21 protein-coding genes and 1 other RNA gene are annotated in these 26,438 nt (G+C 32.7%); 6 read left to right on the top strand and 16 right to left on the bottom strand.

Annotated features, from left to right (window positions below):
* Positions 1 to 217 precede the first annotated feature (217 nt).
* The 8 genes from ACNO7W_RS05485 to ACNO7W_RS05450 all read right to left on the bottom strand — a co-directional run bounded on the left by ACNO7W_RS05485 (position 218) and on the right by ACNO7W_RS05450 (position 6,635).
* A complete protein-coding gene (locus tag ACNO7W_RS05485; protein WP_417937333.1) occupies positions 218 to 673 on the bottom strand; it encodes a CAP domain-containing protein in 456 nt (151 codons plus the stop codon).
* 365 nt (positions 674 to 1,038) lie between these two features.
* Positions 1,039 to 1,542, bottom strand: coding sequence for a CAP domain-containing protein (locus tag ACNO7W_RS05480; RefSeq protein ID WP_417937332.1), 504 nt, complete (start codon positions 1,540 to 1,542; stop codon positions 1,039 to 1,041).
* 167 nt (positions 1,543 to 1,709) lie between these two features.
* Complete coding sequence (gene pdxH / locus ACNO7W_RS05475) at positions 1,710 to 2,354, bottom strand: pyridoxamine 5'-phosphate oxidase (RefSeq protein WP_417937331.1); 645 nt, start codon at positions 2,352 to 2,354, stop codon at positions 1,710 to 1,712.
* Between the two features lie 99 nt (positions 2,355 to 2,453).
* Positions 2,454 to 3,359, bottom strand: a complete 906-nt coding sequence (locus ACNO7W_RS05470; protein WP_417937330.1) for a ribonuclease Z — start codon at positions 3,357 to 3,359, stop codon at positions 2,454 to 2,456.
* Positions 3,360 to 3,438: 79 nt separating this feature from the next.
* A complete protein-coding gene (locus ACNO7W_RS05465; RefSeq protein WP_143388806.1) occupies positions 3,439 to 3,771 on the bottom strand; it encodes a ribonuclease Z in 333 nt (110 codons plus the stop codon).
* Positions 3,772 to 3,845: 74 nt separating this feature from the next.
* Positions 3,846 to 4,772, bottom strand: a complete 927-nt coding sequence (locus tag ACNO7W_RS05460) for an aspartate carbamoyltransferase catalytic subunit (protein WP_143388807.1) — start codon at positions 4,770 to 4,772, stop codon at positions 3,846 to 3,848.
* Between the two features lie 53 nt (positions 4,773 to 4,825).
* Positions 4,826 to 5,365 carry a bifunctional pyr operon transcriptional regulator/uracil phosphoribosyltransferase PyrR gene (pyrR, locus tag ACNO7W_RS05455; protein WP_035672748.1) on the bottom strand — a complete coding sequence of 180 codons (540 nt, stop codon included), beginning with the start codon at positions 5,363 to 5,365 and terminating at the stop codon, positions 4,826 to 4,828.
* Between the two features lie 82 nt (positions 5,366 to 5,447).
* Positions 5,448 to 6,635 carry a DUF418 domain-containing protein gene (locus tag ACNO7W_RS05450; protein WP_417937329.1) on the bottom strand — a complete coding sequence of 396 codons (1,188 nt, stop codon included), beginning with the start codon at positions 6,633 to 6,635 and terminating at the stop codon, positions 5,448 to 5,450.
* Positions 6,636 to 6,855: 220 nt separating this feature from the next.
* Here ACNO7W_RS05450 and ACNO7W_RS05445 point away from each other — a divergent pair, with 220 nt between their 5' ends.
* Positions 6,856 to 7,029: a hypothetical protein gene (locus ACNO7W_RS05445; RefSeq protein WP_417937328.1), complete on the top strand. Its 174-nt coding sequence runs from the start codon at positions 6,856 to 6,858 to the stop codon at positions 7,027 to 7,029.
* A gap of 92 nt (positions 7,030 to 7,121) precedes the next feature.
* Here the strand turns inward: ACNO7W_RS05445 and ACNO7W_RS05440 are convergent, their stop codons facing one another.
* The 5 genes from ACNO7W_RS05440 to ACNO7W_RS05420 all read right to left on the bottom strand — a co-directional run bounded on the left by ACNO7W_RS05440 (position 7,122) and on the right by ACNO7W_RS05420 (position 18,215).
* A complete protein-coding gene (locus tag ACNO7W_RS05440; RefSeq protein ID WP_417937327.1) occupies positions 7,122 to 8,741 on the bottom strand; it encodes an ABC-F family ATP-binding cassette domain-containing protein in 1,620 nt (539 codons plus the stop codon).
* Positions 8,742 to 9,017: 276 nt separating this feature from the next.
* The gene (locus ACNO7W_RS05435; RefSeq protein ID WP_417937326.1) at positions 9,018 to 11,045 is read right to left on the bottom strand and encodes a beta-N-acetylhexosaminidase; all 2,028 of its coding nucleotides are present in this window, start codon (positions 11,043 to 11,045) and stop codon (positions 9,018 to 9,020) included.
* A gap of 19 nt (positions 11,046 to 11,064) precedes the next feature.
* Positions 11,065 to 13,002: a glucosamine-6-phosphate deaminase gene (gene nagB, locus ACNO7W_RS05430; protein WP_417937325.1), complete on the bottom strand. Its 1,938-nt coding sequence runs from the start codon at positions 13,000 to 13,002 to the stop codon at positions 11,065 to 11,067.
* 592 nt (positions 13,003 to 13,594) lie between these two features.
* Positions 13,595 to 15,175: a RagB/SusD family nutrient uptake outer membrane protein gene (locus ACNO7W_RS05425; RefSeq protein WP_417937324.1), complete on the bottom strand. Its 1,581-nt coding sequence runs from the start codon at positions 15,173 to 15,175 to the stop codon at positions 13,595 to 13,597.
* Positions 15,176 to 15,185: 10 nt separating this feature from the next.
* Positions 15,186 to 18,215, bottom strand: coding sequence for a SusC/RagA family TonB-linked outer membrane protein (locus ACNO7W_RS05420; RefSeq protein WP_417937323.1), 3,030 nt, complete (start codon positions 18,213 to 18,215; stop codon positions 15,186 to 15,188).
* Between the two features lie 295 nt (positions 18,216 to 18,510).
* On the opposite strand from ACNO7W_RS05420, the gene ACNO7W_RS05415 reads away from it, so the two are divergent.
* From ACNO7W_RS05415 to ACNO7W_RS05405, 3 genes are all read left to right on the top strand, one after another.
* Complete coding sequence (locus tag ACNO7W_RS05415) at positions 18,511 to 19,545, top strand: sensor histidine kinase (RefSeq protein ID WP_417937322.1); 1,035 nt, start codon at positions 18,511 to 18,513, stop codon at positions 19,543 to 19,545.
* The gene (locus ACNO7W_RS05410; RefSeq protein WP_143388814.1) at positions 19,535 to 20,236 is read left to right on the top strand and encodes a LytR/AlgR family response regulator transcription factor; all 702 of its coding nucleotides are present in this window, start codon (positions 19,535 to 19,537) and stop codon (positions 20,234 to 20,236) included. The genes ACNO7W_RS05415 and ACNO7W_RS05410 overlap by 11 nt, the downstream gene beginning before the upstream one ends.
* A gap of 187 nt (positions 20,237 to 20,423) precedes the next feature.
* A complete protein-coding gene (locus tag ACNO7W_RS05405; RefSeq protein WP_417937321.1) occupies positions 20,424 to 22,085 on the top strand; it encodes an MFS transporter in 1,662 nt (553 codons plus the stop codon).
* 121 nt (positions 22,086 to 22,206) lie between these two features.
* On the opposite strand, the gene fsa is transcribed toward ACNO7W_RS05405, so the two are convergent.
* The 3 genes from fsa to ffs form a co-directional block, all read right to left on the bottom strand.
* Positions 22,207 to 22,863: a fructose-6-phosphate aldolase gene (fsa, locus tag ACNO7W_RS05400; protein WP_035672771.1), complete on the bottom strand. Its 657-nt coding sequence runs from the start codon at positions 22,861 to 22,863 to the stop codon at positions 22,207 to 22,209.
* 150 nt (positions 22,864 to 23,013) lie between these two features.
* Positions 23,014 to 23,817 carry an SDR family oxidoreductase gene (locus tag ACNO7W_RS05395; protein ID WP_417937320.1) on the bottom strand — a complete coding sequence of 268 codons (804 nt, stop codon included), beginning with the start codon at positions 23,815 to 23,817 and terminating at the stop codon, positions 23,014 to 23,016.
* Between the two features lie 112 nt (positions 23,818 to 23,929).
* Positions 23,930 to 24,027: signal recognition particle sRNA small type (gene ffs / locus ACNO7W_RS05390), an RNA gene on the bottom strand.
* An 88-nt stretch (positions 24,028 to 24,115) separates the two neighbouring features.
* On the opposite strand from ffs, the gene ACNO7W_RS05385 reads away from it, so the two are divergent.
* Together ACNO7W_RS05385 and hutI are read left to right on the top strand one after the other, a co-directional pair.
* Positions 24,116 to 25,165, top strand: coding sequence for a glutaminyl-peptide cyclotransferase (locus ACNO7W_RS05385; RefSeq protein ID WP_417937319.1), 1,050 nt, complete (start codon positions 24,116 to 24,118; stop codon positions 25,163 to 25,165).
* 13 nt (positions 25,166 to 25,178) lie between these two features.
* Positions 25,179 to 26,417 (top strand): imidazolonepropionase, encoded by a 1,239-nt coding sequence (hutI, locus tag ACNO7W_RS05380; RefSeq protein ID WP_417937318.1) that lies wholly within the window; start codon positions 25,179 to 25,181, stop codon positions 26,415 to 26,417.
* Positions 26,418 to 26,438 lie beyond the last annotated feature (21 nt).

Below are 26,438 nucleotides of genomic sequence, written 5' to 3'. Positions count from 1 at the left end.
AAATGGGGTTTCCCCAAAAAGATTAGTTGGCAAAGGCTATGGAGAAAATCAACTTGTGAACAATTGTTCAGACGGGGTAAAATGTTCCGAAGAAGAACATCAATTCAATAGACGCAGTGAGTTTATTATTACGGCTTTGTAAAACTCTTAAAATAATTAGAGGCTGTCTTTTTGGGGAAAGCAGCCTCTAAATTCCAAAAATAAACAAAAAATTAACTTATATTTTTGCAAAAATATTGGTATAATATTTTTTACCGGTAACCGGATCCATTCTTATTGCAATACCAAAATGAGTATAATTACCTTCAATATTTTTTTTATGCTCAGGACTAGCCAACCAGGCGTTTAAAACAGACTGAGAAGTATTATAATTATAAGCAATATTCTCACTTACTGATTTGGCACCGAGGGCATTCATAATATTTTCAGAACGTACTACAAAATCATTATGATTAACCACATTATTAATAATCATGTAATTGTCATGCTCTTCTGACTTGAGAGAGATATAATTAATTTTCGTCAAGGAATTTAACCCAATGCTAACTCGGTAAGAATTTATCAAATCCATAGTTTCTATTTCGGAAGCATTATAAGAATAATCAACTACTTTTTGAGATAAAGCAGCATTTAGTTTTGGTACTTCAGAAACATCCGAGGAACAAGAATTCATTGTACATGTAATAATTGCGATAAATAGTGTAAGAAATAATTTTAATTTCATAAAAACAGTAGCCTCAATTTTAAGTAGATTGTGATGTAAACTCCTTTAAGTTTATTCACAATATGTTATTAATTTATGAATCAAACATACATTTTTTATCGCTAGAGATCCTAATAAAATCGACGAACTACATCATTATAATAAATAACACACAAAATTCTTACGTTGAAAAAAACTAAATAATTTTTATAAGAAAACCTTCATAACTTTGTAATATTTGAGTTCACTTAGAAAATTTAATGTATAAAAAGAAAAAAGGCTGCCTTTTGGGGGGAAGGCAGCCTCTAAATTCCAAAAAAAAACAAAAAATTAACTTATATTTTCGCGAAGATATTTGTGTAATATTTTTTACCTGTTACAGGATTCTCTCTTATTGCAATTCCAAAATGAGTATAATCACCTTCAATATTTTCTTTATGTCCAGGACTAGCTAACCAAGCATTTAAAGCAGCTTGAGGCGTATTATAATTATAAGCGATATTTTCGCTTACAGTTTTAGCACCTAAAACTTTGATTATATTTTCAGAACGAGCAACAAAATCATTATGATTAACTACATTATTGGTGATCATATAGTTGTCATGCTCTTCTGACTTATAAGACATATGATTGATTTTTTCTAAAGGATTTAACCCTACACTAACTCTGTAGGTATTTATCAAATTCATAGTTTCTATTTCAGAAGTATTATAAGTATAATTAACTACCTTTTGTGTTGTAGTATTTTCTGTTGTTGCTTCAGAAGCATCTGACGAACATGAATTCATAGTGCATATCACAGCCACGAGCAATAACGCACGAAGTAATTTTAGTTTCATAAAAGTAGTAGTTTAAGTTTAAAGTAGATTGTGGGGCAAACTTCTTTAAATGTATTTACAAATATTGTTTTTTATTATATTTTAAAAGTAGACATTTTATCGCTAAACTACCAAATAAAATCGACGAAATGCATCATAAATATTTTTTTACATATATTTTTCTTACATTACGGTGATAATCGATCAATCTTCCAAGAGAAATCTTCTTGATTTGTATATCTAATTCTATCATGCAATCTATTGGGTCTTCCTTGCCAAAATTCAACTTCTAAAGGAGTAACCAAAAAACCTCCCCAATGCTTTGGTCTTGGAATAACCATACTATCATAATCTTTTTCTAATTGTTTTAAATTTTCTTCCAAATAAGCACGAGAGGGAACAACCTCACTTTGGTTTGAAACTACGGCACCTAATTTACTCCCATCAGGTCTGGATTCAAAATAATTATCTGAAATGGTTTCAGTAGTTTTCTGTGCAATACCTTTTATAATAACCTGACGTTCCATGGTATGCCAAAAGAAGGAAAGACATATTTTAGGGTTATTGGCAATAGCCTTACCTTTTTCTGAATTATAATTAGTGTAAAAAATAAATCCTTCTTCATTGAATTTTTTTAATAGAACAACTCTAGACTTTGGAAAGCCATCTAGACCAATTGTAGAGACAGTCATGGCATTAACTTCTTCGTTAGCTCCTAAATCTTCTGCTTCATGAAACCATCTATTAAATAGGTTTATTGGATCTTCGGGAATATTGGATTCTAATAACTCACTCTTTTCGTAGGATTTTCTGTAATTGCTTAAATCACTCATTTTTTTTATTTTAAGATTGTTTGATTTTAAGATTATTCGAAATCGATAATCTTAAAAATACAAGTGCCAATTTTATATGTTGTAGATTATAATCTTTTTTTAAAACTCAAAACTTTTTCCATCATCGGCTAAAAGCACTTCCGAAAAAATAGTTTCAGCTTCTTCCTTAAATAGTTCGATACTTTCATATCGGGTAGAATAATGTCCTAAAATTAATTGCTTCGCATTAGATTTCAAAGCAATCATTGCCGCTTCTTTTGCAGTGGAATGCAATGTTTTTTTAGCCAGATTTTCTTCCGACTGTAAAAAAGTAGATTCATGGTATAAAACGTCTACATTTTCAATAAATGGTATTATTAATTCATTATAAACAGTGTCGGAGCAAAAAGCATAATTCTTTGCAGGAATAGGATCAAACGTCAATTTATCGTTTTCAATGACCCTTCCGTCTTCAAGAGTAATGTCTTTCCCATTTTTTATTTTCTGATAATAACAGGTATCGATTTCATAATTTTGAACAGCATCCAAATTAAGTTTCCGCTCCCCTATTTTTTCTTGGAACAAAAAACCATTGGTATATACGCGATGTTTTAACGGAATGGTTTTCACCAAAACCTTTTCATCTTCAAAAATCACTTCACTGTCAACAGATTCTAATTCATGAAAAAACAAACCATAATTCGTCCAAGAATTAGATAATCTCAATTGTAATTTAATGATTTCTTTAATTCCTTTAGGGCCATAAATATGTAAATCGGTTGTTCTGTTAAGTAAGGTGAAAGTAGACACTAACCCTACTAATCCAAAAAAGTGATCTCCGTGCAAATGCGAAATAAAAATATGATTTATCTTAGAAAACCTAATTTTGTTTTTGCGCAATTGTACTTGAGTTCCTTCACCGCAATCAATCAGAAAAAGTCTATTTTTTATTTCTAAAATCTGTGACGTTGGATTAGTAAATGTCCGGGGAGTTGCTGCGTAGCAACCAAGTATTGTTAATTTCAATTTGAAGGTTTTATTACAAGTTGAATTTTAAACTTCCTAAATATTCATCAACTTTTGATTACAATTTATTGTTTAAACATTAAAAACCTAATTCTCTTTCAATCTCTTCCATTTCTATAATATCATGCGCTTCTAATATGGAAGGCACGACAGTTAATTTGTCAGGAACTGCATTATAATCAAAATCTGAAGCAACAATAACAAATGACTTTTTACTTTTTTTATGTTGTTTCGATAATGGTAAAAATAACTTTATATTGCTTGTAGATAAATCTTTGTAAAACAAAAGATCAATAATCAAGTTGTGTTTTTCAAATGTTTTGTATTGGTGCGTTACCTTCATCAAAAAAGAGGTAAAATCACCTTGTGTGTCTTTAATCGTAATCGTGTGGTTTTTTTGATCTACTTTCATTTTTTTGATTTTCAGAGACTGCGTAGCGGCAGACAGGTTACTAAGTAGCTAAGTTACTAAGTTTTTCTTTGAAATTACTGAATTTTTGAAGCCAAAAGATAAATAACTGCCATTCTAATCGCCACACCATTTTCTACTTGGTTCAAAATAACCGATTGATTTGAATCAGCTACTTCGCTGGTAATCTCCACACCACGATTAATAGGTCCGGGATGCATGATTATGATTTCTTTATTTAGTGAATCTAATAATGTTTTATCAACTCCATATTGCTGAGCATATTCTCTTGTAGATGGAAAATAATTTACGTCCATTCTCTCATTTTGCACGCGTAACATATTAGCCACATCACACCATTCAAGTGCTTTTCGTAGATTAGGCTCCACAGTTACCCCAAGTGATTCAATATGCCTTGGAATAAGCGTTTTAGGCCCGCAAACTTTCACCTCTGCACCCTGCATTTGCAAAGCATATATATTGGATAATGCTACTCTGGAGTGTAAAACATCACCTACAATAACTATTTTTTTCCCAGCCACTTCGCCTAGTTTTTCTCTAATCGAATAACTGTCTAATAAGGCTTGTGTAGGATGTTCATGGGCTCCATCCCCCGCATTTACAATACTGGCTTTTACATTTTTGGATAGAAAATAAGCAGCGCCAGGATTAGCATGTCTCATCACTACCATATCTACTTTCATGGAAAGTATATTGTTTACGGTGTCAATTAGTGTTTCTCCTTTTTTGACTGAAGATTGTGCAGCCGAAAAACTAATTACATCGGCAGATAAACGTTTTTGTGCTAGTTCAAAAGATAATTTTGTTCGAGTACTATTTTCGAAAAAAATATTGGCAATAGTAATATCTCGTAAAGAAGGCACTTTTTTAATTGGTCGGTTGATGACTTCTTTAAAATGATCGGCAGTTTCAAAAATCAGGTCAATATCATTCTTGTTGATGTATTTTATTCCTAATAAATGATTTACGCTTAATTCTTTCATTTCTTTTTACGATTATTAGTTTTTTTTAATAGTTAGATTTTAATAAATGTTCTCTAACTTGTAATTAAATACACTCCATCCTCACCATCATTTTCTTTCCAACTCACTTTCACTTTTTCGTTATTTATGGCATCTACCTGTCTTCCTCTATAATCCGGTTGAATGGGTAAATTGCGACTGAAACGTCTGTCAATTAAAACCAGTAATTCTATTTCTGAAGGTCTTCCAAAAGATTGAATGGCAGTCAAAGCAGATCGTATGCTTCTTCCAGTAAATAAAACATCGTCAATGAAAATAACTTTCTTATTTTCAACAATAAAATTAATCTTGGTTTTATTTGCTTCTAATGGTTTATCCGTTCTGCGAAAATCATCTCTAAAAAAGGTAATGTCCAGATAACCAAGCTTAATTTCGGGAGTTTGGTATTCTTTTTCTAATATTTCTTTCAAACGTTCTGCTAAAAAAACGCCTCTTGGTTGGATCCCTACCAAAATAGTATCTGAAAAATCTAAGTGTTTCTCAATTAACTGACAGGCCAAACGATGTAATATGATAGTAACTTCTTTTGCAGTAAGTAATACTTTTTGACTCATGTTAAAGTGTGTTGTTTGGTTTTGCAAATATACGAATTCCGATTTATGATTTTATAATTATAAAGGGAGAAAATAGATGCAGTTATTTTTTACCGAATGAAATCCATGTTGCTTTGTGCCAAATATACTCTAACGGTCCTTGTCTATGGGTTTTAAGCCACCAGGTACAAAATGATAATTGGATAATAAATAATACAATTCCTATCAATAAACAATAGGTTGCTCCTGTGTATTCAAAAAGCCCAAGGCCATATCTGTAGTAAATAAATGCCCCAATCATGGACTGCATGATATAATTAGTCAAACTCATTTTTCCAAAAGGAATCAGCTTGGAAAAAACCCTATTAACAGAATCCTTTTGATATAGTAAAACAAATACGGAAACGAGTACCAACATAAAAGCAACGTTTGACCAAGAAGCAAATATAATTGTAAGGGTATTTGATAATGTTACTCTTGCAATAATATCAACGATATGAGTCTTTAAAAAGTACAATGGGATAAAGAAAACTATTGCATAACGCAATACTTTATTCCAAAACTGGGTGTTTTCAACGGTTGTTGTGAAAAGTTGTTTTCTGCCAAGTAACATTCCAAACATGAATAAGGCTGGAGCTTGGAAAAATCGTCCATTTTCCCATGACCATAACAAAGAGGCAATTTTCCCCAATGTCAAGTTACCAATTACATAATCCATGAAAGAACCATTTTTCATATAATACCCTATACTTTCATAATAGGCATTAGATAAATTAGGCGGAGCAACATAATCTGGATTTAAAATATAATAAATGCATCTCGCCCATTCCAAGGGTTGTAACATCAAAACAACAGCGGTAATAAAAACGGCTTTATTACTCCATTTTACAACTGGAATAAGTAAAAGCCCCAGAAAGGCATACAAAGTAAGAATATCACCTTGGTAAAATGCGGTATTAACAATTCCAAAAACCAATAATAACATCATACGCCAAAAAAACCGCCCTCGGAAATCATTCCCTTTTTTAGCTTGATTATCATTTTGAATGTAAAAACTAAACCCAAAAAGAAGCGCAAAAATTGCATAGGATTTACCTCCAAAAAGAAAAAACAAAGAATCCCAAACAATTTTATCCAAAGCCACAAGCCAAGTTGGAAAATTTTCCGGTAAATAATAATATTCAAAATGTTCTACATTATGAAGTAACATAATAGACATAATTGCAAAGCCACGTAGCGCATCGACCACTTCTATTCGAGGAGCTTTTAAATTGAAAGTAATATTGGTCATATTTTAAATTTGGATTTAAATAGAAATAGTAAAATTCAAAAATATATTTTTTTTGGATGAAAATCAGTTTAAAAAAAATAATTAATAATTACAAACTAACATTTTGTTATTTTTTTTCAATAATTATAAAATTTTACAAGAAACTACAAAAATTATATAACTAATCGCTAATCTGATTCGGTACCTTTATATTAAGCTAAAATTTTAAAAATAAAAAATCATGCAAAAAAAAATAACAAGATTATTGGTCCTTTTTATAGTACTAATTTCATTTACAAGCTGTTCAGTAATAGAAGGTATATTTAAAGCCGGAATGGGTGTTGGTATTTTTATTGCGATTGCTGTAATTGCCGTAATAGTTTTTATCATGAGTAAAATTTTTGGAAGAAAGTAAATTGTACTTAATCTATTTGAAATTTCAATTAGACAAAAAAATCTCCCGCAATTGTGGGAGATTTTTCTTTAATCTTTTGGACGTTATTGCTTTTATACTGTATACATCTTAGCTCTCAATTCCTTTACTTTTTCATCGTCAAGGTAATCATCGAATGTCATGTAACGGTCAATCGCTCCATTTGGTGTCAATTCAATCACTCTATTGGCAACCGTTTGAGAGAATTCATGATCATGAGTAGTAAAAATTACAGAACCTTTGAAGTTTTTCAACGAATTATTAAAAGCCGTAATGGACTCTAAATCCAAATGATTCGTTGGTTCATCAAGCATCAAGACATTAGCCCTTTCCATCATCATTCGAGATAACATACAACGCACTTTTTCTCCTCCAGATAACACTCTACAGGTTTTCAACGCTTCCTCTCCTGAAAAAATCATTTTACCAAGGAAACTACGAATGTTTACTTCATCACGCTCTTCTTCCGTTTTTACCCATTGACGCAACCAATCTACAAGAGAATAATCGCTCTCAAAAAACGAATGATTTTCTACTGGCAAATACGCTTGGTTGGTAGTCACACCCCAATCGTAAGTTCCTGAATCCGCTTTTTGATTTCCATTTAAAATTTCGTAGAAAGCGGTTGTTGCTCTAGAATCTTTTGAGAAAAGAACGATTTTGTCGCCTTTTGCCATATTCAAATCTACTCCTTTAAACAAAACATCTCCTTCAATTGAAGCACTTAAATTTTGTACATTCAAAATTTGATCTCCTGCTTCCCGCTCTTGGTCAAAAATAATCGCTGGATAACGACGGCTTGATGGTTTTATCTCAGAAATATTCAACTTACTAATCATTTTTTTACGAGAAGTGGCTTGTTTTGATTTGGCCACATTCGCACTAAAACGACGAATAAATTCTTCTAATTCTTGTTTCTTTTCCTCAGCTTTTTTGTTTTGCTGAGCGCGCTGTTTTGCCGCTAATTGGCTTGATTCATACCAAAAAGTATAATTTCCTGAATAATGATTTATTTTACTGAAATCAATATCCGAAATATGTGTACAAACTGAATCCAGAAAGTGTCTGTCGTGTGAAACTACAATTACTGTATTTTCATAGTTGGCCAAGAAATTTTCTAACCAAGCGATGGTTTCAAAATCCAAATCATTGGTAGGCTCATCCATAATAAGTAAATCTGGATTTCCAAAAAGCGCTTGCGCCAAAAGGACCCGAACTTTTATTTTCCCCTCAAGATCGCCCATCAACGTATAATGGTGTTCTTCAGTAATTCCAAGGTTTGATAGCATCGATGCAGCATCAGAATCAGCATTCCATCCATTCATTTCTTCAAATTGCACTTGCAATTCGCCTATTCTATCCGCATTTTTATCGTTATAATCTAAATACAAGGCATCCATTTCTTTTTTGATGGCATACAAGGTTTTATTCCCCATCATCACGGTCTCAAGAACGGTACTCTCATCAAACATATTGTGGTTTTGGTTTAAAACCGACATACGTTTTCCTGGTTCCAAATGAATATGTCCCGATGTAGGATCCATTTCACCGGCAATTATTTTAAGAAAAGTAGATTTCCCAGCGCCATTGGCTCCGATAACTCCGTATATATTACCGTGTGTGAAGGTAGTATTTACTTCATCAAACAAAATTCGTTTGCCAAACTGAACTGATAAATTATTAACTGTTAACATGAATATTTTTTTTTATAAAATTTTTGCAAAAATACGAAAAAAATACTGATTTTTTTTATTCCAAAAAAACACATTTTTATGAATTGTATTTTACTTAACATTAAAAGGATAATCAAAAAAAATCCTGACAAAATATTGTCAGGATTATAATATTAATCTTCTTTAAAACAAACCATTTACCAAATTAAAAAGAAACTAATATTTAGTTACAAAACTAAAATAGAATTAATCAAACTTGATTTTTTCAATACCAATTTTAGTATTGATTTTCAATATTTACAACAACTTTTTCAAACTATTGTAAACGGCTAATTCTACATCGGCATTTTTTTTAGAATTACATTGTTCTAATAAATCATTCAATATAATAGGGTTTGCCGTTTGTTTTTTCTCAATTACGAGTAAAAGCTGCTGGGATAAATCACTTAAACTTTTTGATAATGGCAAAAGCGGTTGCACCAACGGGGCATTAGAACTTAAACCAATTAAATCACTGTTCATAGTAATCCATTTTTTGAAAAAATTGGTTACCAAAATTTGATTTTCTTGACTTTTATTTTCTAAATAATTGTTTACGGCGGTATCAAAATCAAAAACATCTAAAGCATCGGCGGTACACGCATCGGCAAATAAGGTCAACGGTGAATGCATTCGATATTTTTTTCCTCCACCATTACGAGTGTAAATTTTTAGCGGTTCACAAACATTCGAAAAATCATTCAGTGCAGCTGTTTTTTGATTGTTACTAATATTTCTCAAAATCACTTCCTTGTTTCTCAAATGCGTAATTCCAAGTTCTTCTAGTCTAAAAGAAATCGTTTTTAATCTTTTGTGTAAACTATTCAAGTCAGTAACATCTTCATTAGACCACAATCTTTCGGCTATGGCTGCAGTTCGTGGCCAAATTCTTGAATCTATGTTTAAAGGCGTTACGAGCTCGCTCCACATGGCTACTTCTCCTCCCAATATTCTGGTTTTTTCTTCCGGAGTTAGAATACTGTTTTTTGGTATCGGATCATTCAAATAATGTTTCTCTACACCAAGCATTAAATCAATATAATAGCCATTGGATAAAACTGTTTTAAACCCACTTTTTGCCGCTTTTATTAATGATCCACCAGAAGAAAGACCTTCATTCGTTCCTCTCCAAGCGTGAATTATAGCATCTTTAGACATGTTTTCAGTCATTATTTCTTCCCAGCCCATCAATCTTTTGTTGTGTTTTTTCAACATTGGAATCAACTGCATGTTAAAATACGTTTGCAAATCATGATTGTTAGCCAAATTATATTTCTTCTTAAATTCCTGTATTTTAGGATTCGCATTCCACTCTTTACCATTATTTTCATCCCCACCAATATGAAAATAAGCACCTGGAAATAAAGGACAAACGGCATCAAAAATTTCGCTTAACAATTGATAGGTTTTTGGATTTGAAGGATCCAATGTTGCATTAAAAATTCCTGAATTTCTTTGCACTTCATAGGTAACTTTTCCATCACTTACTTTACTTCCTACTTCAGGATATGCGGTAAGGAAAGCCGAAGCATGACCCGGCACATCTATTTCCGGAATAACTAAAATCCCTCTTTCATCGGCATATTTTACAATATTTCTAATTTCTTCCTGAGTATAATAGCTCCCATCTGAAGCCAATTCAGTCAATTTCGGATGTTTTTTCATTTCAATTCTCCATCCTTGATCGTCAGCTAAATGCCAATGAAAAACATTCATTTTCATTGAAGCCATAGCATCGAGATTTCTTTTGATAACATCCACTGGCTGAAAATGTCTTGCCCCATCAATCATCAATCCTCTCCAGGTAAATCTTGGTGAATCCGTAATCTCAACCGTAGGAAAATAATAGGAGGTACTGTTATTTTGCAGTAATTGTAATAATGTCTCCAAACCATGCAACGCACCTAAATCAGATGTGGCATTGATTGTTATTTTATTGGACGTTATCGTAAGTTTATAACTTTCATCTTCATTTATTTCTATTTTTCCGTTGCGAACACAATTAATTTGCAATTCTGCTTCTGGACTTTCGTTGACTTTTGTCAAAAAACTTTGTTCCAAAAACAATCCTGTTCTGCCGTCCAATCTTCGTAAAAAGTTGGTTGCTCCTATAAAAATTCGAGGATTTGGGTTACCGGTAATATTTACTTTAAAATTTTTGCTCAAAGCAAAAGTACCAGTGGTCAAATTTATATTTTGAGGCCACGGCATAAGATTTAACTGTTCTTTTTGTATTTGAGCATTCGACACAAAAGCAAAAAATAATAGAATTCGGATGTATTTCATGTTTTTTTTAATGTTGATTTTAATAGTCGAAACGCTTAAAAGCCTCAATAGCTTCGTATTCAGCAAGACCTAAATTATCATACAATTTTGCTGTATTCTTGTTACGGTCTTCTGCCCTTACCCAAAATTCTCTGGAGTCGTTTCCTTGAAACATCACTCTGTCTTTTTGAGATTGATGGTACAAAATAGCATGTCTTTTTAACAAAACCTCATCCGGACTTAAAGGAACAGCCATATCAATTTCGTGAATATCCCATTCATGCCAAGCACCACGATACAACCACAACCAACAATCATCCATGTATTTCTCTGGCTTCAATTGCTTCATTGCTGCAAAAATTGCATTAAGACAAACTTCATGGGTGCCATGTGGATCAGCCAGATCTCCAGCAGCAAAAACTTGATGGGGTTTTATGTTGGCGATAATAGCTGCAACTAAAGCTACATCCTCCTCTCCTATTGGTTTTTTCTTTACTTGTCCAGTTTCATAAAAAGGCATGTCTAAAAAATGAATGTTTTCATCTTTCAATCCGATATATCTGGTCGCTGCATAAGATTCTCGTCGTCTAATAAGACCTTTTAATTTTCGGACTTCAATCGAATCAATTTCATTCTCGGTTTTATTATTTAAAAAATCGATAGCCGCTTTAAAATTAATTTTAGTTTTATCGGCACCAACAAAATCATTGCAAACTTCGGCAAATTTCAATGCTTCATCATCTGTAACTGCTATGTTTCCTGAAGTTTGATACACTACATGAACATCATGCCCTTGTTTTATTAATTTTGAAAAAGTTCCTCCCATAGAAATCACATCGTCATCCGGATGAGGACTAAAAAGTATTACTCTCTTTTTTGCTGGATTAGCTCGTTCCGGTCTATAAGTATCATCAGTATTAGGCTTCCCTCCTGGCCATCCAGTTATGGTATGTTGCAACACATTGAACATGTTTATATTCAAGTCGTAAGCAGAACCTTCCAAAGCCAAAAGATCAGACATTCCATTATTATTATAATCTCTATCTGTCAGTTTTAAAATGGATTGGTCAGTTTTCTGGCATAGCCAAACAATAGCTTTGCTTTTTAATTCCTGAGTCCAAATGCATTCTCCAACCAGCCATGGTGTTTTGAAACGGGTTAATTCTGAAGCTGCCGATTGGTCTAAAACGAAAGTGGTATTGGTATGATTTTGCAAAAATGTAGCCGGAACCTCAGAGCTGATATCACCTTGAATGGTCCTTTTTATAATATCGGCTTTATTTTGGCCCCAAGCCATTAATACAATTCTTTTAGATCTGAGAATAGTTGAAACTCCCATGGTAATTGCTCTTTTAGGAACATTGTCAATACCATTAAAATCTGAAGATGCATCTACTCTTGTAATGTGATCTAAAGTGATGATTCGAGTTCCTGAATTGATATGAGAACCCGGCTCATTAAAACCAACGTGACCCGTGCGGCCAATTCCTAGTAATTGAAAATCTAGTCCACCTGCATTTTTAATATTCATTTCATAATCAATACAATATTGATTCAGCTCTTCAATCGCTACCGTACCGTCCGGAATATGTATATTCTCCGGTTTGATATCAATATGATTAAAAAGATGCTGATGCATGAAATAATGATAGCTCTGATTGTTCTCTTTAGTCATTGGATAATATTCATCCAGATTAAAAGTGATTACATTACTAAAACTAAGTCCTTCTTCTTTATGCATTCGCACTAATTCTTCATAGACCTTTATAGGTGAAGAACCTGTTGCTAAACCAAGAACACAAGATTTGTTTTTCTCTTGTTTGGATTTAATTAATTGTGCAATTTCTTGAGCTACAATTATAGAAGCTTCTGTTGAGTTTTTGAAAATTTCATTATGAATTTTTTCAAATCTTGTTTCTTCAAATTTACCGGCACTTTTATAGCTAATGTCAGGTTTAATTTCTAAAGCACTTTTCATTTTTATTTTATTTATTCGATTTACTTACTTCGTTGATATTAATTATATTACAAATATAAACTGTTGATTTATTCTTCTTACAAATAACTTATTAAAATTATTCCCTTGTATCTAAAATATAATTTAAACGAAAAGAATAGACTCCCCTGGATATTTTTCTAATTAACACTTGTTTGAATCCTATTGTCTTTGACTTAATCTCGGTATAAAGCTAACTAAAACGTTTTTTCTAAAAAAATAAAATATACCAACAGTCAAAAAATTTAAACAAACGACATGATTTATTCAATAATGCGTTTTAAAAAAAGGGACTTATTTTTATAATGTCAATTGTAAATTCTTTAAATAAAAGATCCTTTTTAAAAAAGACTTTTTGATATAAAAAATGGCGTAAATAAATAGGAATTACTTACACCATTTCTATTTTCAATCTATAAACCTGAGTTCGATTATTAAAATATTGATTTTCAATAGTAATTTAAGTCCTGCAAGGTCAAAAAAGACCTTGCAGGATAATCAATAAAGATAACTAATTGATAAATAATACTTTGCTTTAAAGATAATAATCGAACTCAGGTTATAATCATCTTTTTTAGAAGTTAGGTCCGGTAGTATCCCACCAAAGTCTTGTTCCTCCATTATCAGCTCCACCAAGTTTAGTTAATCCTGTGGCCACACCTCCCGGATTTCCATCTTTCTCAGATTGAACGAAGTTTACCCTTCTTACACCTAAATTAGAATCGATTTTTCCTCCGCTTGTATTTTTAAGAACAGGCAATAATTTTGGATACCCAGTTCTTCTGTATTCTGACCAAGCCTCTTGCCCTTCTGGGAAACCTGCAATCCATTTTTGAGTAATGATTTTTTGTAACTTCACTTCATTTGTGGCAACAGCATCCCATGCAACAGTCACATTATTTAATGCTGCACCATTATTCGCAGGAAAATTAGGATCTACATATGCTTTTGCTGTTTTCACATTGTCAGCAATGTAAGACGTAGCACCTGAAACACCATGTTGATCGAAAGAAGCTGTTATACCCATTTCATACAAACTTTGAGCTGTTCCACCCATATTCCAACCTCTTAAAGCGCCTTCAGCTCTTAACAAATAAACTTCTGAAGTAGTCATTAAAGCAATTTCCTTTGAATTTACAATTGGTCCAATAGCTGAAAAATCAACATGATCTGCTTTGGCAGCAATTTCTATTCCTGTACGAACTCCTTTGTATTGCCCTGGAAATTGTGCTGATGTATTAAAAAATACTGGTAACCTAGGATCAGCATAACCACCCATTATTGATTCCATATCTGCCGACATACGAATGTCTCCCCAAGCTGCACTAATTGTAGCAATTGGATTATTGAACGTAGGTGATACTACTTTGAATAAATCATCATTTGAAGTCATCACCCCAAATTTTTGAGCAATCGCTTTTTCAGCTTCTGTTTTTGCCAAAGCCGGATTCTTTTTAACAATACGCATGGCTAATCTCAAACGCAATGAATTGGCAAATTTTACCCATTTTTTATAATCCCCTTTATAAGAAGAAAGATCCGTAGTTACAAAAGTTGAAGCCTCACCAGCATCTACTCTTTTTGTTAATTCAGCAACCGCAACATCTAATTCTTTGAACATTTGATTGTAAACTTCATCTTGAGAATCATAAGCAATTACCGGATCAGTAGTTCCAAATTTTGAATATACAATAGGACCATAAGTATCCGTTACCCTATGCATTCCTTCTACTTTCAAAATCAAAGACAGCGCATAAAACTGATCGTATTTTCCTTTTGCTTTTTGTTCTACATTGTAAGCATTAAACATTACATCTCCATAAGCAGCTCCCCACGCAAAACCATTCCAACCATCTACAAGATCATAAGTAGTGTTGTTTGTTCCACCTCTAAAAGCAGTTCCCGTAGCCATATAACCCGACCAAATATCTCCTTGTAATCCTTGTTGGACCTGGTATTTCCATTCTGGAGTAAGGACTAATATATTGTTGAACATTGGTCCAAATGAACCTTTAATATGATTAAAATCTTGTTCTAACAATTCTGGGGTGATACCGTTTGGATTGGTATTTATTTCTTCGAAATTATCTGTACAACTTACTGCAGCGAGCAAGGAAATACAAATAGCTGTTCTTTTTATAGTATTTAATTTCATGATTTTTTGATTAGAAAGTTACGTTTAAATTAAGACCGATACTTCTTGTAGATGGCATTCCGTAAACATCAATACCTTGCAAACCTTCACCTGTGCTTAATGAAATATTAGGGTCAAATGGAGCATCTTTGTAAATAAAACCTAAATTTCTGGCGATTAAAGACAGACTGGCCGTTTGTAAAAAAGACATTTTTTTAGTGTTAAAAGCGTATCCTATTGAAACTTCTCTTAAACTTACATTAGTGGCATCATATACATATTCTCCTGTAGCTCCTGCTCTACCGCCTGTTTGTTTGTAATAACTTTCAGCAGGATATTTCCCTGTATAAGCAGAACCATCAGGATAAACTGCGTTGATAACAACACCCCCAGCATTTCTAGCATCTCCAGTTGCTTTCGACACACCAAATTCGTCATTTATTGCTTCGGTTAAACTCATTACATTACCACCAAATCTTCCGTCGATAAGTACATTTGCAAAGAAAGAACCAAATTTAAATGAGTTAGAAAACCCTAGCATAAAGTCTGGATTAGAATTCCCTACTTCTTCAAAATCTGTTTTTTGAATTGTTCCGTCAGTATTTAACATCACCCTACCTTGAGCATCCCTTTTTATATTTACTCCTTCAATAACACCATACGGTTTACCTTGTTCTAAAACATATCTATAGTTATTAACTCCAGCTTCAGTCAAAATTACTTTTCCTCCTAATTCAGTTGGAATTTCCTTAACTGTATTTTTATTTTGAGAATAATTTACAGTTGCATCCCAAGAAAATTTATCGGTTTTGACGATTTTTCCGGTAACAACCGCTTCAAAACCTACGTTTTTAATACTACCTGCATTAATACCATAGTATTTTACTCCTAGTGGATTCGTTAGTGGAGCAAGAATTTGTAAATATTGATGTTTCGTTTCTGAATTATAATAAGATAATTCGAATCCAAGTCTGTTATCAAACATTCTCCATTCTGTACCAATTTCAACTTCTGATTTTAATTCTGGTCGTAATGAGGTTCCAGGTTTTGGAGCTGCAATAGCAGGTTTATTACCTTCTGCAGTAAAACCATTAGTTGGAGAGGTAACAAAAGGGAAAATATCATTACCTACTTGAGCATAAGTAGCTCTTACCTTTCCGTAATTAATAAAATCCGGCAAAGTTGTCATTTCGCTGATAATAGCAGTTACACCCACAGATGGATAAAAGAAACCTGAATTATCCGTATTTACTAATGTGGAAGACCAATCGTTTCTTGCTGCAAGATCTAAAAACAACATGTCTTTGTATCCCAAAGTAGTCGTTGCAAAAACAGATTGTACTTCCTTAGAAGAATCTAATGTTTGTAGATTTCCTGCATTGTTCACAAAATTACCTAATGTAAACCAGTTTGCGATTTGCAAACCTCCACCAATACCAGAATCTAAAGTTGTTCTTTGATTTCCAATTGTATTCGTAATACTTGTTCCAACATTAGCATTAAAACTAAAATCTTCGTTGAATTTAGTATTAATTGTAGCAATCAAATCACCATAACGTTGTGTACTTAAAGTATTCACATTTATGTATCTTCCGTTTGTGTGAGATAAAGTACCTTGTGTAGTGGCATATATTTTTTTATCAAAACCACTTTCCACACGATTGTAACTGTATCTTGAAGCAATACTTAGCCAGTTATATACTTTGTAATCTAAAGCAATCGATCCGTTAAAAAATTGATTGGTATCTTCTGACTTATTTCTATTGATTCCCCAATATGGATTTTGCAAAATATCTCTGTCTGTCATCCAGTTTTGAGCCATAAGATTTCTAGCAGGATCAAAAACTTCAAAATTTTCTTTATATGCGTTAAAATCATTTCCTCTTGGCATTAAATAAACGCCAGTTAAAGGATTGAAATAAAGTCCATTTACCGGTCTGTTATTAACCGTTTGGGTAGTATAATTTGCATTTGCGGCCACACTCAATTTATCTTCGAAAAATTTTGCTGTTTGACGAATACCAAAATTATTTTTCTTTAAACCACTTCCTGGTATAATTCCAGATCCACTAGTGTTAGCATAAGATAAAGTAGTAGACGATATTGCCGAAGCTGAAGAAAAAGCTAATGAAGTAATTTGTGTATTTCCAGTATTAAAGAAATCTTTCACATGGTCATTAGAAGCTCCTTTTGCTCCCCAAGTTTCTTCCCCACCTGCTACAGCAACATATTCATTTTGAAATTTTGGTAAATATGCCGCCGATTCAAAAGTAGTCACTGACGAAGCTTTAAGATTTGATTTTCCTTCTTTTGCTTTTTTAGAAGAAAGTAAAATTACACCATTAGCACCTTGACTTCCGTACAACACAGATGCGGCAGCTCCTTTAAGAACTGTCATACCTTCATAATCATCCGGATTAATAAGAGAAACCACATCACCACCATCACGATTACCACCAGCTGTACTACCAAACGAATCGTTAGGTTGTCCTGAAGTTCCATTAAACAAAGGAATACCATCAATTACATAAAGCGGTTGGTTATTACTCACAGAGGAATTTCCTCTAATAACCACTTTTGTAGAACCGCCCGTACCGCCTGCACTTTTTGTAACGGCTACACCAGCAATCTTTCCGGCAATTGTATTAATGATATTTGCGTCTTTAACACGGGTTAATTCTTCTCCTTTTAATTCTTGAGCGGAATAAGTTAATGATTTTCTGGTTTTCTTGATACCAAGAGAGGTAACCACAACCTCAGAAAGTGCTGTAGAAGCAGCTTCTTTCAATTGTACTTTAATAGTACTGTCATCACCCACTACAACTTTTTGAGTTTCTGATCCCAGATAAGAAACGATCAGGGTTTTTCCTTTTTGTACTTCAATAGAAAAATTACCATCGAAATCGGTAATGGTTCCCTTTGATTCTCCTTGTATTGCAATAGATGCCCCAGGCAATGGTGAACCGACAGCATCGGTCACTGAACCCTTGAGAGTTTTTACTTGCGCAATGGTGATTTGCGAAGTAAAAATGATCATAAAGATTAAGATAATTTGTTTCATTTTTGAAAAGTTTTTGTTAGTTATGGCGTAAATTTATCTTTAAGGGTATTCTAAAAAAAATAATTTATACCAACTGTCCTTTATTTTAAACCAACGACATAATTCCGTCAACAATACGTTTTTCAAGTACGCCTTTTATGTGCTTTTTTTACCTGTTTTCAACTTTTTGATATTTTTATTTAAAAAAAGATGTTTTTTATTGTCAAATTGATTAAAGTTGTAAAAAAATTAAGAAAATATTATTTACCATATAAACCATTAATTATTAACTATAAAAGTGAGTAAAATAAAAGAAATGAAATTCGATATTAAACTTCAAAATCATTTTTGGTTTTGGGGATTGTTTTTTTTGATGAACTTTCTTCGTTGGGGAGCTTATTTTAATGATTATGGATATTCCTTAAAATCCAATATTTTAGAATTTTCACTTCACATTCCATTAGTATATTTTAATTTATACTTTCTCATACCTCGCTATGTATTAACTTCAAAATATTATAAGTACAGTTTAGCTTTATTATTGAGTTTAATGGTTGTTTATTTATTGAAAACTGGATTAACCTATTACATCATTTCCGAAGACATTTGGCCAGAAGCCAACAGAGAATACAAACCCTTTGAATTGAATCATATCGTAGCAGTATGCATTGGTGAAATTTATGTACTTGCTATAGCATCTACTGTTTATTTAACTTTAATCTGGCTTAATGAAAGGGAACGAAATAGGGCTATAAAAGAGAATCAATCTAAAATTAAATTGAAATATTTGAAAAATCAAATCCAGCCTCATTTCTTCTTCAATACTTTAAATAATTTATATGCTTTATCACTAGAATCCTCTGATAAAGTTCCAGATGTGATTATAAAACTTTCAAAGTTGATGGAATATGTCTTATACGACATCGAAGGAACTAAATTTGTTCCTTTGATAAATGAGATTGATTACATCCAAAATTATATTGAAATCGAGAGACTCCGTTTTGAAAACGTAGAAGTAACCATAAATATAGATTCTAATATCGATGAGATAAAAGTTCCTCCTTTACTTTTTATATCTCTTGTAGAAAATGCCTTTAAACATGGTGGTATAAATAATGACAACCTTAAAATAAAGATAAATTGTAAAGTCATTGGTGGCTCAGTATTGAATTTTGAAATATTAAATAATTTTGTACTTTCACAAAATATAAAAACCAAAAAAGGAATAGGTCTTATAAATACTAGAAAAAGATTGAAATTAATTTTCAAAAACAAGTACACTTTAGAACAAAAAATAAAGTTTAATTATTATATTACTCGTTTGCAAATACCAATTCATAATGAAGATTAAATGTGTTTTGATTGATGACGAACCATTAGCGATAAAAGTTCTACAGAATTATTTTAATAATTTTGCCGATTTTGAAATTATTGGCACGTTTAACAATGCATTAGAAGCGCTCGAGTTTATCAATAACAATACTGTTGATGCCGTATTTTTGGATATAAATATGCCAATGATGACTGGTTTTGAATTGATCCGATTAATAGAGTATAAAACTAAAATTGTAATCACTACCGCCTTTAGAGAATTTGCTGCCGAAAGTTATGATTTAGACGTTTTAGACTATTTAGTAAAGCCTATTCCGTTACCAAGATTTATAAAATGTATCAATAAGATTTCAACCGAAATCAATTTAAAGAATAATATTAAAGTTGAAATGCATCGAATAGAACCACATATTTTTATCAAGGTTGATAAAAAAATGGTAAAAATAACGATCGATGAAATTCTGTTTATCGAAGGAATGAAAGAATACATAAAGGTCGTGACTATTGACAAAACCTATATTACGCACAAATCATTAACCTCTTTATCTGAAGAATTACCTCTTGACCGATTTGTAAGAATTCATAAATCATACACCATTGCAATTGATAAAGTAAAATTTATTGAGGGGAATAGGATACAAATACTATCTTACACCTTACCAATAGGACGAAATTACAGTAAAGATGTAAAAAGTAAAATTTTAGAATAAATTTTCACAAAAAATACCCTAATTGACATTCAAAAATGCAACAAAAATGCACTTTATTGAATAAATAATGCTGTTTGTATAAAAATTATCATTTTTATACTGAAATATTTTTTTTTGGTTTCCTTAAGAAATATATTTACAGCCTTGCAGCTAAAAATAATTAATTTAAAAAACCAAAAAAAAAATTATGAATTCAGAACAAACGAAGTCGAATAATTCGGCTCTTTACACATTAATTACAGTATTCTTCTTTTGGGGATTTATTGGAGCATCTAATGGTGTTTTTATCCCTTTTTGTAAAGCCAAGTTTGGCTTAGACCAATTTCAAAGTCAGCTTATAGATTTTGCTTTTTATGGAGCTTATTACATAGGTGCTATACTTCTTTTCATTTTTAGCAGCATTGCAAAAAAAGACATTCTTAACGGTTGGGGATTCAAAAAAGGAATCATTTATGGATTATTGATTAGTACATTTGGAGCAGCTTTAATGATATTGGCAGTAACGCAAGGAAGTTATTTATTTATTCTTGGTGCTTTATTCATAGTTGCTTTGGGTTTTTCTCTACAACAAACTTCTGCTCAACCTTTCGCTGCATCATTAGGTGAGCCTCATAGTGCATCAAGCAGATTAAATCTTGCTGGAGGTGTTAATTCATTAGGAACCACAATAGGACCAATAGTTGTTTCTTTTGCTTTATTTGGTGTAATCTCTGGTGTAAGTATCGAAGAATTTGCTCAAAAAGAAGATTCATTAGATTCAATGAGGATTCTATATGTATTTGTTGGCGGTCTATTTTTATTAGCAGCTGCTTTATTTCATTTTTCTAAAAAATTACCTTCTGGAAAAAGTGACTCTACTTTTGAAACAGCAAATAAAGCAATGAAAACATTAATTGCAATTACTGTAATTTTAGTTGCCATTTTTGCCTATATCTTTTCTCGTTATGAGGATCCTGAATTTATTTCTCGTTTTATAGAAAATAAAGAAAAAGATTATTTAGGATTAGCATTAACCATTTCTACCCTAGTAATTGTAGTGATTGGATTATTGTTCGCTAACACTACAGCACAGAAAAATCCTGAAGGTTGGGGAGCAATGAAATATCCTCAATTAGTGTTGGGTATGTTGGCTCTATTTTCTTATGTTGGAGTAGAAGTAACAATTGGAAGTAATCTTGGAGAATTATTAAAAACTACTGCTTTTGGCTCAATTGAGGGTCCCGGTTTAGCTCCTTACATGTCTATGTATTGGGGAAGTTTAATGATTGGACGTTGGGCAGGAGCAATTTCTGTTTTCAATCCGTCATCACAACTTAAGAAGATTTTACTTATCGTTATACCTTACCTTGCATTTGGTGTAGTTTTAGCTGCAAATGCTATTTCAGGACAAGACATAACACCATTATATGCATACGCATTCGTAATTTTATTCCAAATTGCAGGTTTCTTTTTAGGTAAAGATCAACCGTCAAGAACACTAATGATTTTTGGTTTAATGGGAATGGCAGCCATGCTTATTGGTTTATTCACAACCGGAACCATAGCTATTTTTGCTTTTATGAGTGGTGGATTGTTTCTAAGTATTATGTGGCCATGTATTTTCTCTCTAGGAATTGCTGGTTTAGGAAAATATACTTCACAAGGATCCGCATTTTTAGTAATGATGATTTTGGGTGGTGGAATTATCCCGCCATTACAAGGAAAACTAGCTGATATCATCGGAATTCACGCCTCTTATTTTATTCCTGTATTGTGTTTTGCATTCATCGCATTCTATGGTTGGAAAGTAATTGGAATACTTGAAAAACAAGGAATCGGACACGAAATAGAAGTTGGTGGAGGACACTAATTTTAATAAAATATAATACCAAACCAAAAAACCAAACCAAATAAAAAATCCCATCGACCTAGGTTGATGGGATTTTTTTATTTAATTCACTGAGGCTGAAAACTGCTCACCGAAAACTTTTTTATTTATTTCCTTTCTCGAAATCAGCAACAAACTGTGCCAATCCAATATCAGTCAATGGGTGCTTCAATAAACCATAAATAGCCGAAAGTGGTCCAGTCATTACATCAGCACCAATTTTAGCACAGTTTACAATGTGCATCGTGTGACGTACAGATGCCGCTAGAATTTGAGTTTCGTAACCGTAGTTATCATAAATCAATCTGATTTCTTCAATAAGAGCCAAACCATCTGTAGATACATCATCCAAACGACCAATAAACGGAGAAACATAAGTTGCTCCCGCTTTTGCAGCCAATAAAGCTTGTCCTGCAGAGAAAACTAAAGTTACATTTGTTTTAATTCCTTTATCCGAAAAATATTTTGCAGCCATAACACCTTCTTTGGTCATAGGCAATTTCACCACAATTTGATCGTGTAAATCAGCTAATTCTTCACCTTCTTTGATCATTCCGTCATAATCCAAAGCATTTACTTCGGCACTTACATCACCATCAACAAGATTACAAATATCAACGTAATGTTTCAAAATGCTATTTTTACCCGTAATTCCTTCTTTAGCCATCAATGATGGATTGGTTGTAACACCATCCAAAACGCCTAATGCTTGTGCTTCCTTAATCTGAGCTAAATTAGCCGTGTCAATAAAAAACTTCATAATATATCTATTTAATTGTGTGTTTTATAATTTGGGCGTGACCTGCTGAAAAAGCCGGTCAGGCTCTACGTTGCAATCTTTTACTTTTTAAAGGAAAAAGTAAAAGGATTTTCACTGCGATCCTTCACGCTCATAAAATTCGGTGCAAAATTACAACTTATAATGATTCATAAGCATTTTTTCATATACTTTATCCGGTAAAATTCTCTTCAAGACAATCGAGAATTTTTGCATAAAAACACCCACCTTATAATGAATTTTAGGTTCCGGAGTTTGGATAATTTTATATACCGCTTCTGCCATTTCATTTGGATTACTGCCACTGTCAACATGTTCATCCATTGTTTTTAATGTATTCCCATACGGATTTTCATAAGCTGAACCTTTTATAACCGGAGCATGAAAACGCCCCGAAGCAATATTAGTCGCAAAATCACCGGGTGCTACATTCGTAATATGAACTCCAAAGGATTTCACTTCCATACGCAACCCTTCTGTGATGATTTCAAGAGCTCCTTTTGAAGCCGAATAAACACTTCTATACGGCAAACCCATATAAGCCGCAATAGAAGTAATATTGATGATTAATCCTGATTTTTGCGAACGCATTTGTGGTAACACCGCTTTCATCACTTCAATAGGCCCAAAGAAATTGGTCTCAAAATTATTTTTGATTTCATGCATTGGAATTTCTTCCAGCGGTCCAGTAATTCCAACACCTGCATTGTTGATTACTACATCCAGTCTACCAGATATCGAAATTACTTTGGCTACAGCCTTATGAATCGAATCCGTATCCCGAACATCTAAAGCCACTAAAGGAAAAACAGAATTTAAAATTCGTTCCGGATTTCTACTGGTTCCGTAAACGACAAAACCTTTTTGATGCAAAAACGCTCCGATAGATTTTCCTATTCCTGAAGAACCTCCTGTAATTAGAACTACTTTATTCATGATTATTGATGTTTATTATACGAAAGGTCCAAAAATAAAAAAATCCTCCCGAAGGAAGACTACTTTTGCATAATTCTTAAAAAAGAATCTGAAATAAATTCAGATTAAAAAAAAATGGCAAGCGACCTACATCGCACCGCTCAACCACGTACCCTTGCTATGTTCCCATCCTGGGGGAGTCTGCAGGAGCTGGTCGTGTAGGACTTGCCGGTGCAAATATACAATCTTTTTATATTTTTGCAAGTGCTTTGTACCTATAAAAATAACGTTGTATATTGGTGCATCAAAAAATCAAACTATGAGAAATTATAACTTCCTATCTTTCATTTTATTAGGAATCACTTTAGCAAGTTGCAACGACACAAAAAAAGGTGAAAATACTGTATTTACCTTCGATATTTCTAATTTCAAAGAACAATATCAGCCACAAGAAGCGATAGAATTAGGAATTTCGAACCCAAATTCGAAAGCTGTTGATAGTATTATCTATTACGTAAATGATAAAAAAATAGCTTCAAAAAAAGGACTTGACAAATTAACTTTTCAATTAAAAGACCAAAAATTAGGTTATCAGAACCTAAAAGCGTTAGTATATTATGAAGGAGAAAACTCAGAAGCTACCGCAAGAGTCGAATTAGTTTCGAATGTTCAGCCCAAATTGCTTAAATATACGATTGTAAACACTTTTCCACACGACACAGCTTCTTTCACCGAAGGTTTAGAGTTTTATAAAGATACTTTATACGAAAGTATCGGATTATATAAAAAATCTAAACTTTTAAAAACAGATTATAAAACAGGAAAAATTTATAAAAATTTAAAATTAGATGATAAATATTTTGGTGAAGGAATTACTTTTTTAAACAACAAAATATATCAATTGACTTGGCAGGAAAAAACGGGTTTTATATACAATGCTGATACTTGGAAGTTAGAAAAAACTTTTGCATATGATAAAGATATTGAAGGCTGGGGAATGACTAATGACGGTAAATACATTTATCAAACTGACAAAACGGAGAAAATCTGGAAAATGGATCCTCAAACCCAAAAAATGATTGATTACATCAATGTTTACTCTGGAAATTCTAAAATTAAAGCTGTTAATGAACTGGAATGGATTAATGGAAAAATCTATACTAATGTGTGGCAAAAAGACGCTATCGCTGTAGTAAACCCTATAAATGGAGCCGTAGAAGGTATTTTAGACATGTCTGGTTTGAGAAAATTAATCAATGTAACTTCTGAGGATTATTTAAATGGAATTGCATACAATCCAAAAACAAAAACCATTTTTGTAACTGGAAAAAACTGGGACAAAATGTTTGAAATTACAGTTTCAGAATAATTTTCATAAAAAAATGACTACAATAATCATCAATATTAAAGAATTACTTCAGGTTCGGGAAACATCAGTTTTTAAAATTTCGGGGACTGAGATGGCTATTCTGCCAACAATCAAAAATTCGTTTTTGGTGATTAAAAACGATTTGATTGCCAATTTTGGCTCCATGGATAATCTCCCGGAAATCAAAGCTGACAAGATAATTGATGCAACCGGAAAAATGGTTTTGCCTTCTTGGTGCGACAGTCATACACATATTGTTTATGCCGGCAATCGGGAACAGGAGTTTGTAGATCGAATAAATGGATTGACTTATGAAGAAATTGCTAATCGTGGCGGTGGAATCTTAAATTCGGCAAAAAAATTGAATGAAACGACCGAAGAGGAAATATACAACCAGTCCAAAGCACGATTGGAAGAAGTGATGCGTTTGGGAACTGGTGCGGTAGAAATCAAATCAGGATATGGATTAACATTCGATGGAGAATTAAAAATGCTCCGTGTAATTCAACGTTTATCCCAAAACTATCCTATAACCATAAAAGCAACTTTTCTGGGCGCACATGCTTTTCCATTGGAATATGCAGCAAACCATAAAGGCTACATTGATTCTATAATTAATGAAATGCTTCCAGAAATTGCTAAAAATAAACTGGCAAACTTTATAGATGTATTTTGTGAAACTGGTTATTTTACTGTCGAAGAAACAGAACAAATTATGGAAGCTGGAATCCGTTTTGGCTTAAAGCCAAAAATCCATGTCAATCAATTCAACTCTATTGGCGGAATTCAAGCTGGAATAAAATACAATGCACTTTCTGTAGACCATTTAGAAGTTATGAAACCCGAAGATATTGAAGCCTTAAAAAATACAGAAACAATGCCTGTTGCTTTACCTTCCTGTTCTTATTTCTTGAATATTCCTTATACGCCTGCACGAGAAATGATAGCTGCAGGACTTCCTCTGGCTCTCGCAACCGATTATAATCCTGGCTCTACTCCATCCGGAAATATGAACTTTGTAGTGGCTACAGCTTGTATCAAAATGAAAATGACTCCCGAAGAAGCCATAAATGCGGCCACAATAAATGGAGCCTACGCTATGGGAATTTCTGATACTCACGGAAGCATCACTATTGGAAAAAAAGCTAATCTGATTATTACTAAGCCTATTCCCTCGTACTATCAATTGCCATATGCTTTTGGCAGTAATCTAATTGATACTGTTCTAGTTGAAGGAGAAATTTTTGAATAAAAAAAAGAGGAACATTCATTA

Origin of the sequence: Flavobacterium sp. ZB4R12 (genome assembly GCF_048276375.1) — a bacterium.
In the GTDB taxonomy this organism is placed as follows: Bacteria; Bacteroidota; Bacteroidia; order Flavobacteriales; family Flavobacteriaceae; genus Flavobacterium; species Flavobacterium gawalongense.
Note: the sequence above shows the minus strand (reverse complement) of the source record. Positions and strands in the feature narration are given on the sequence as shown.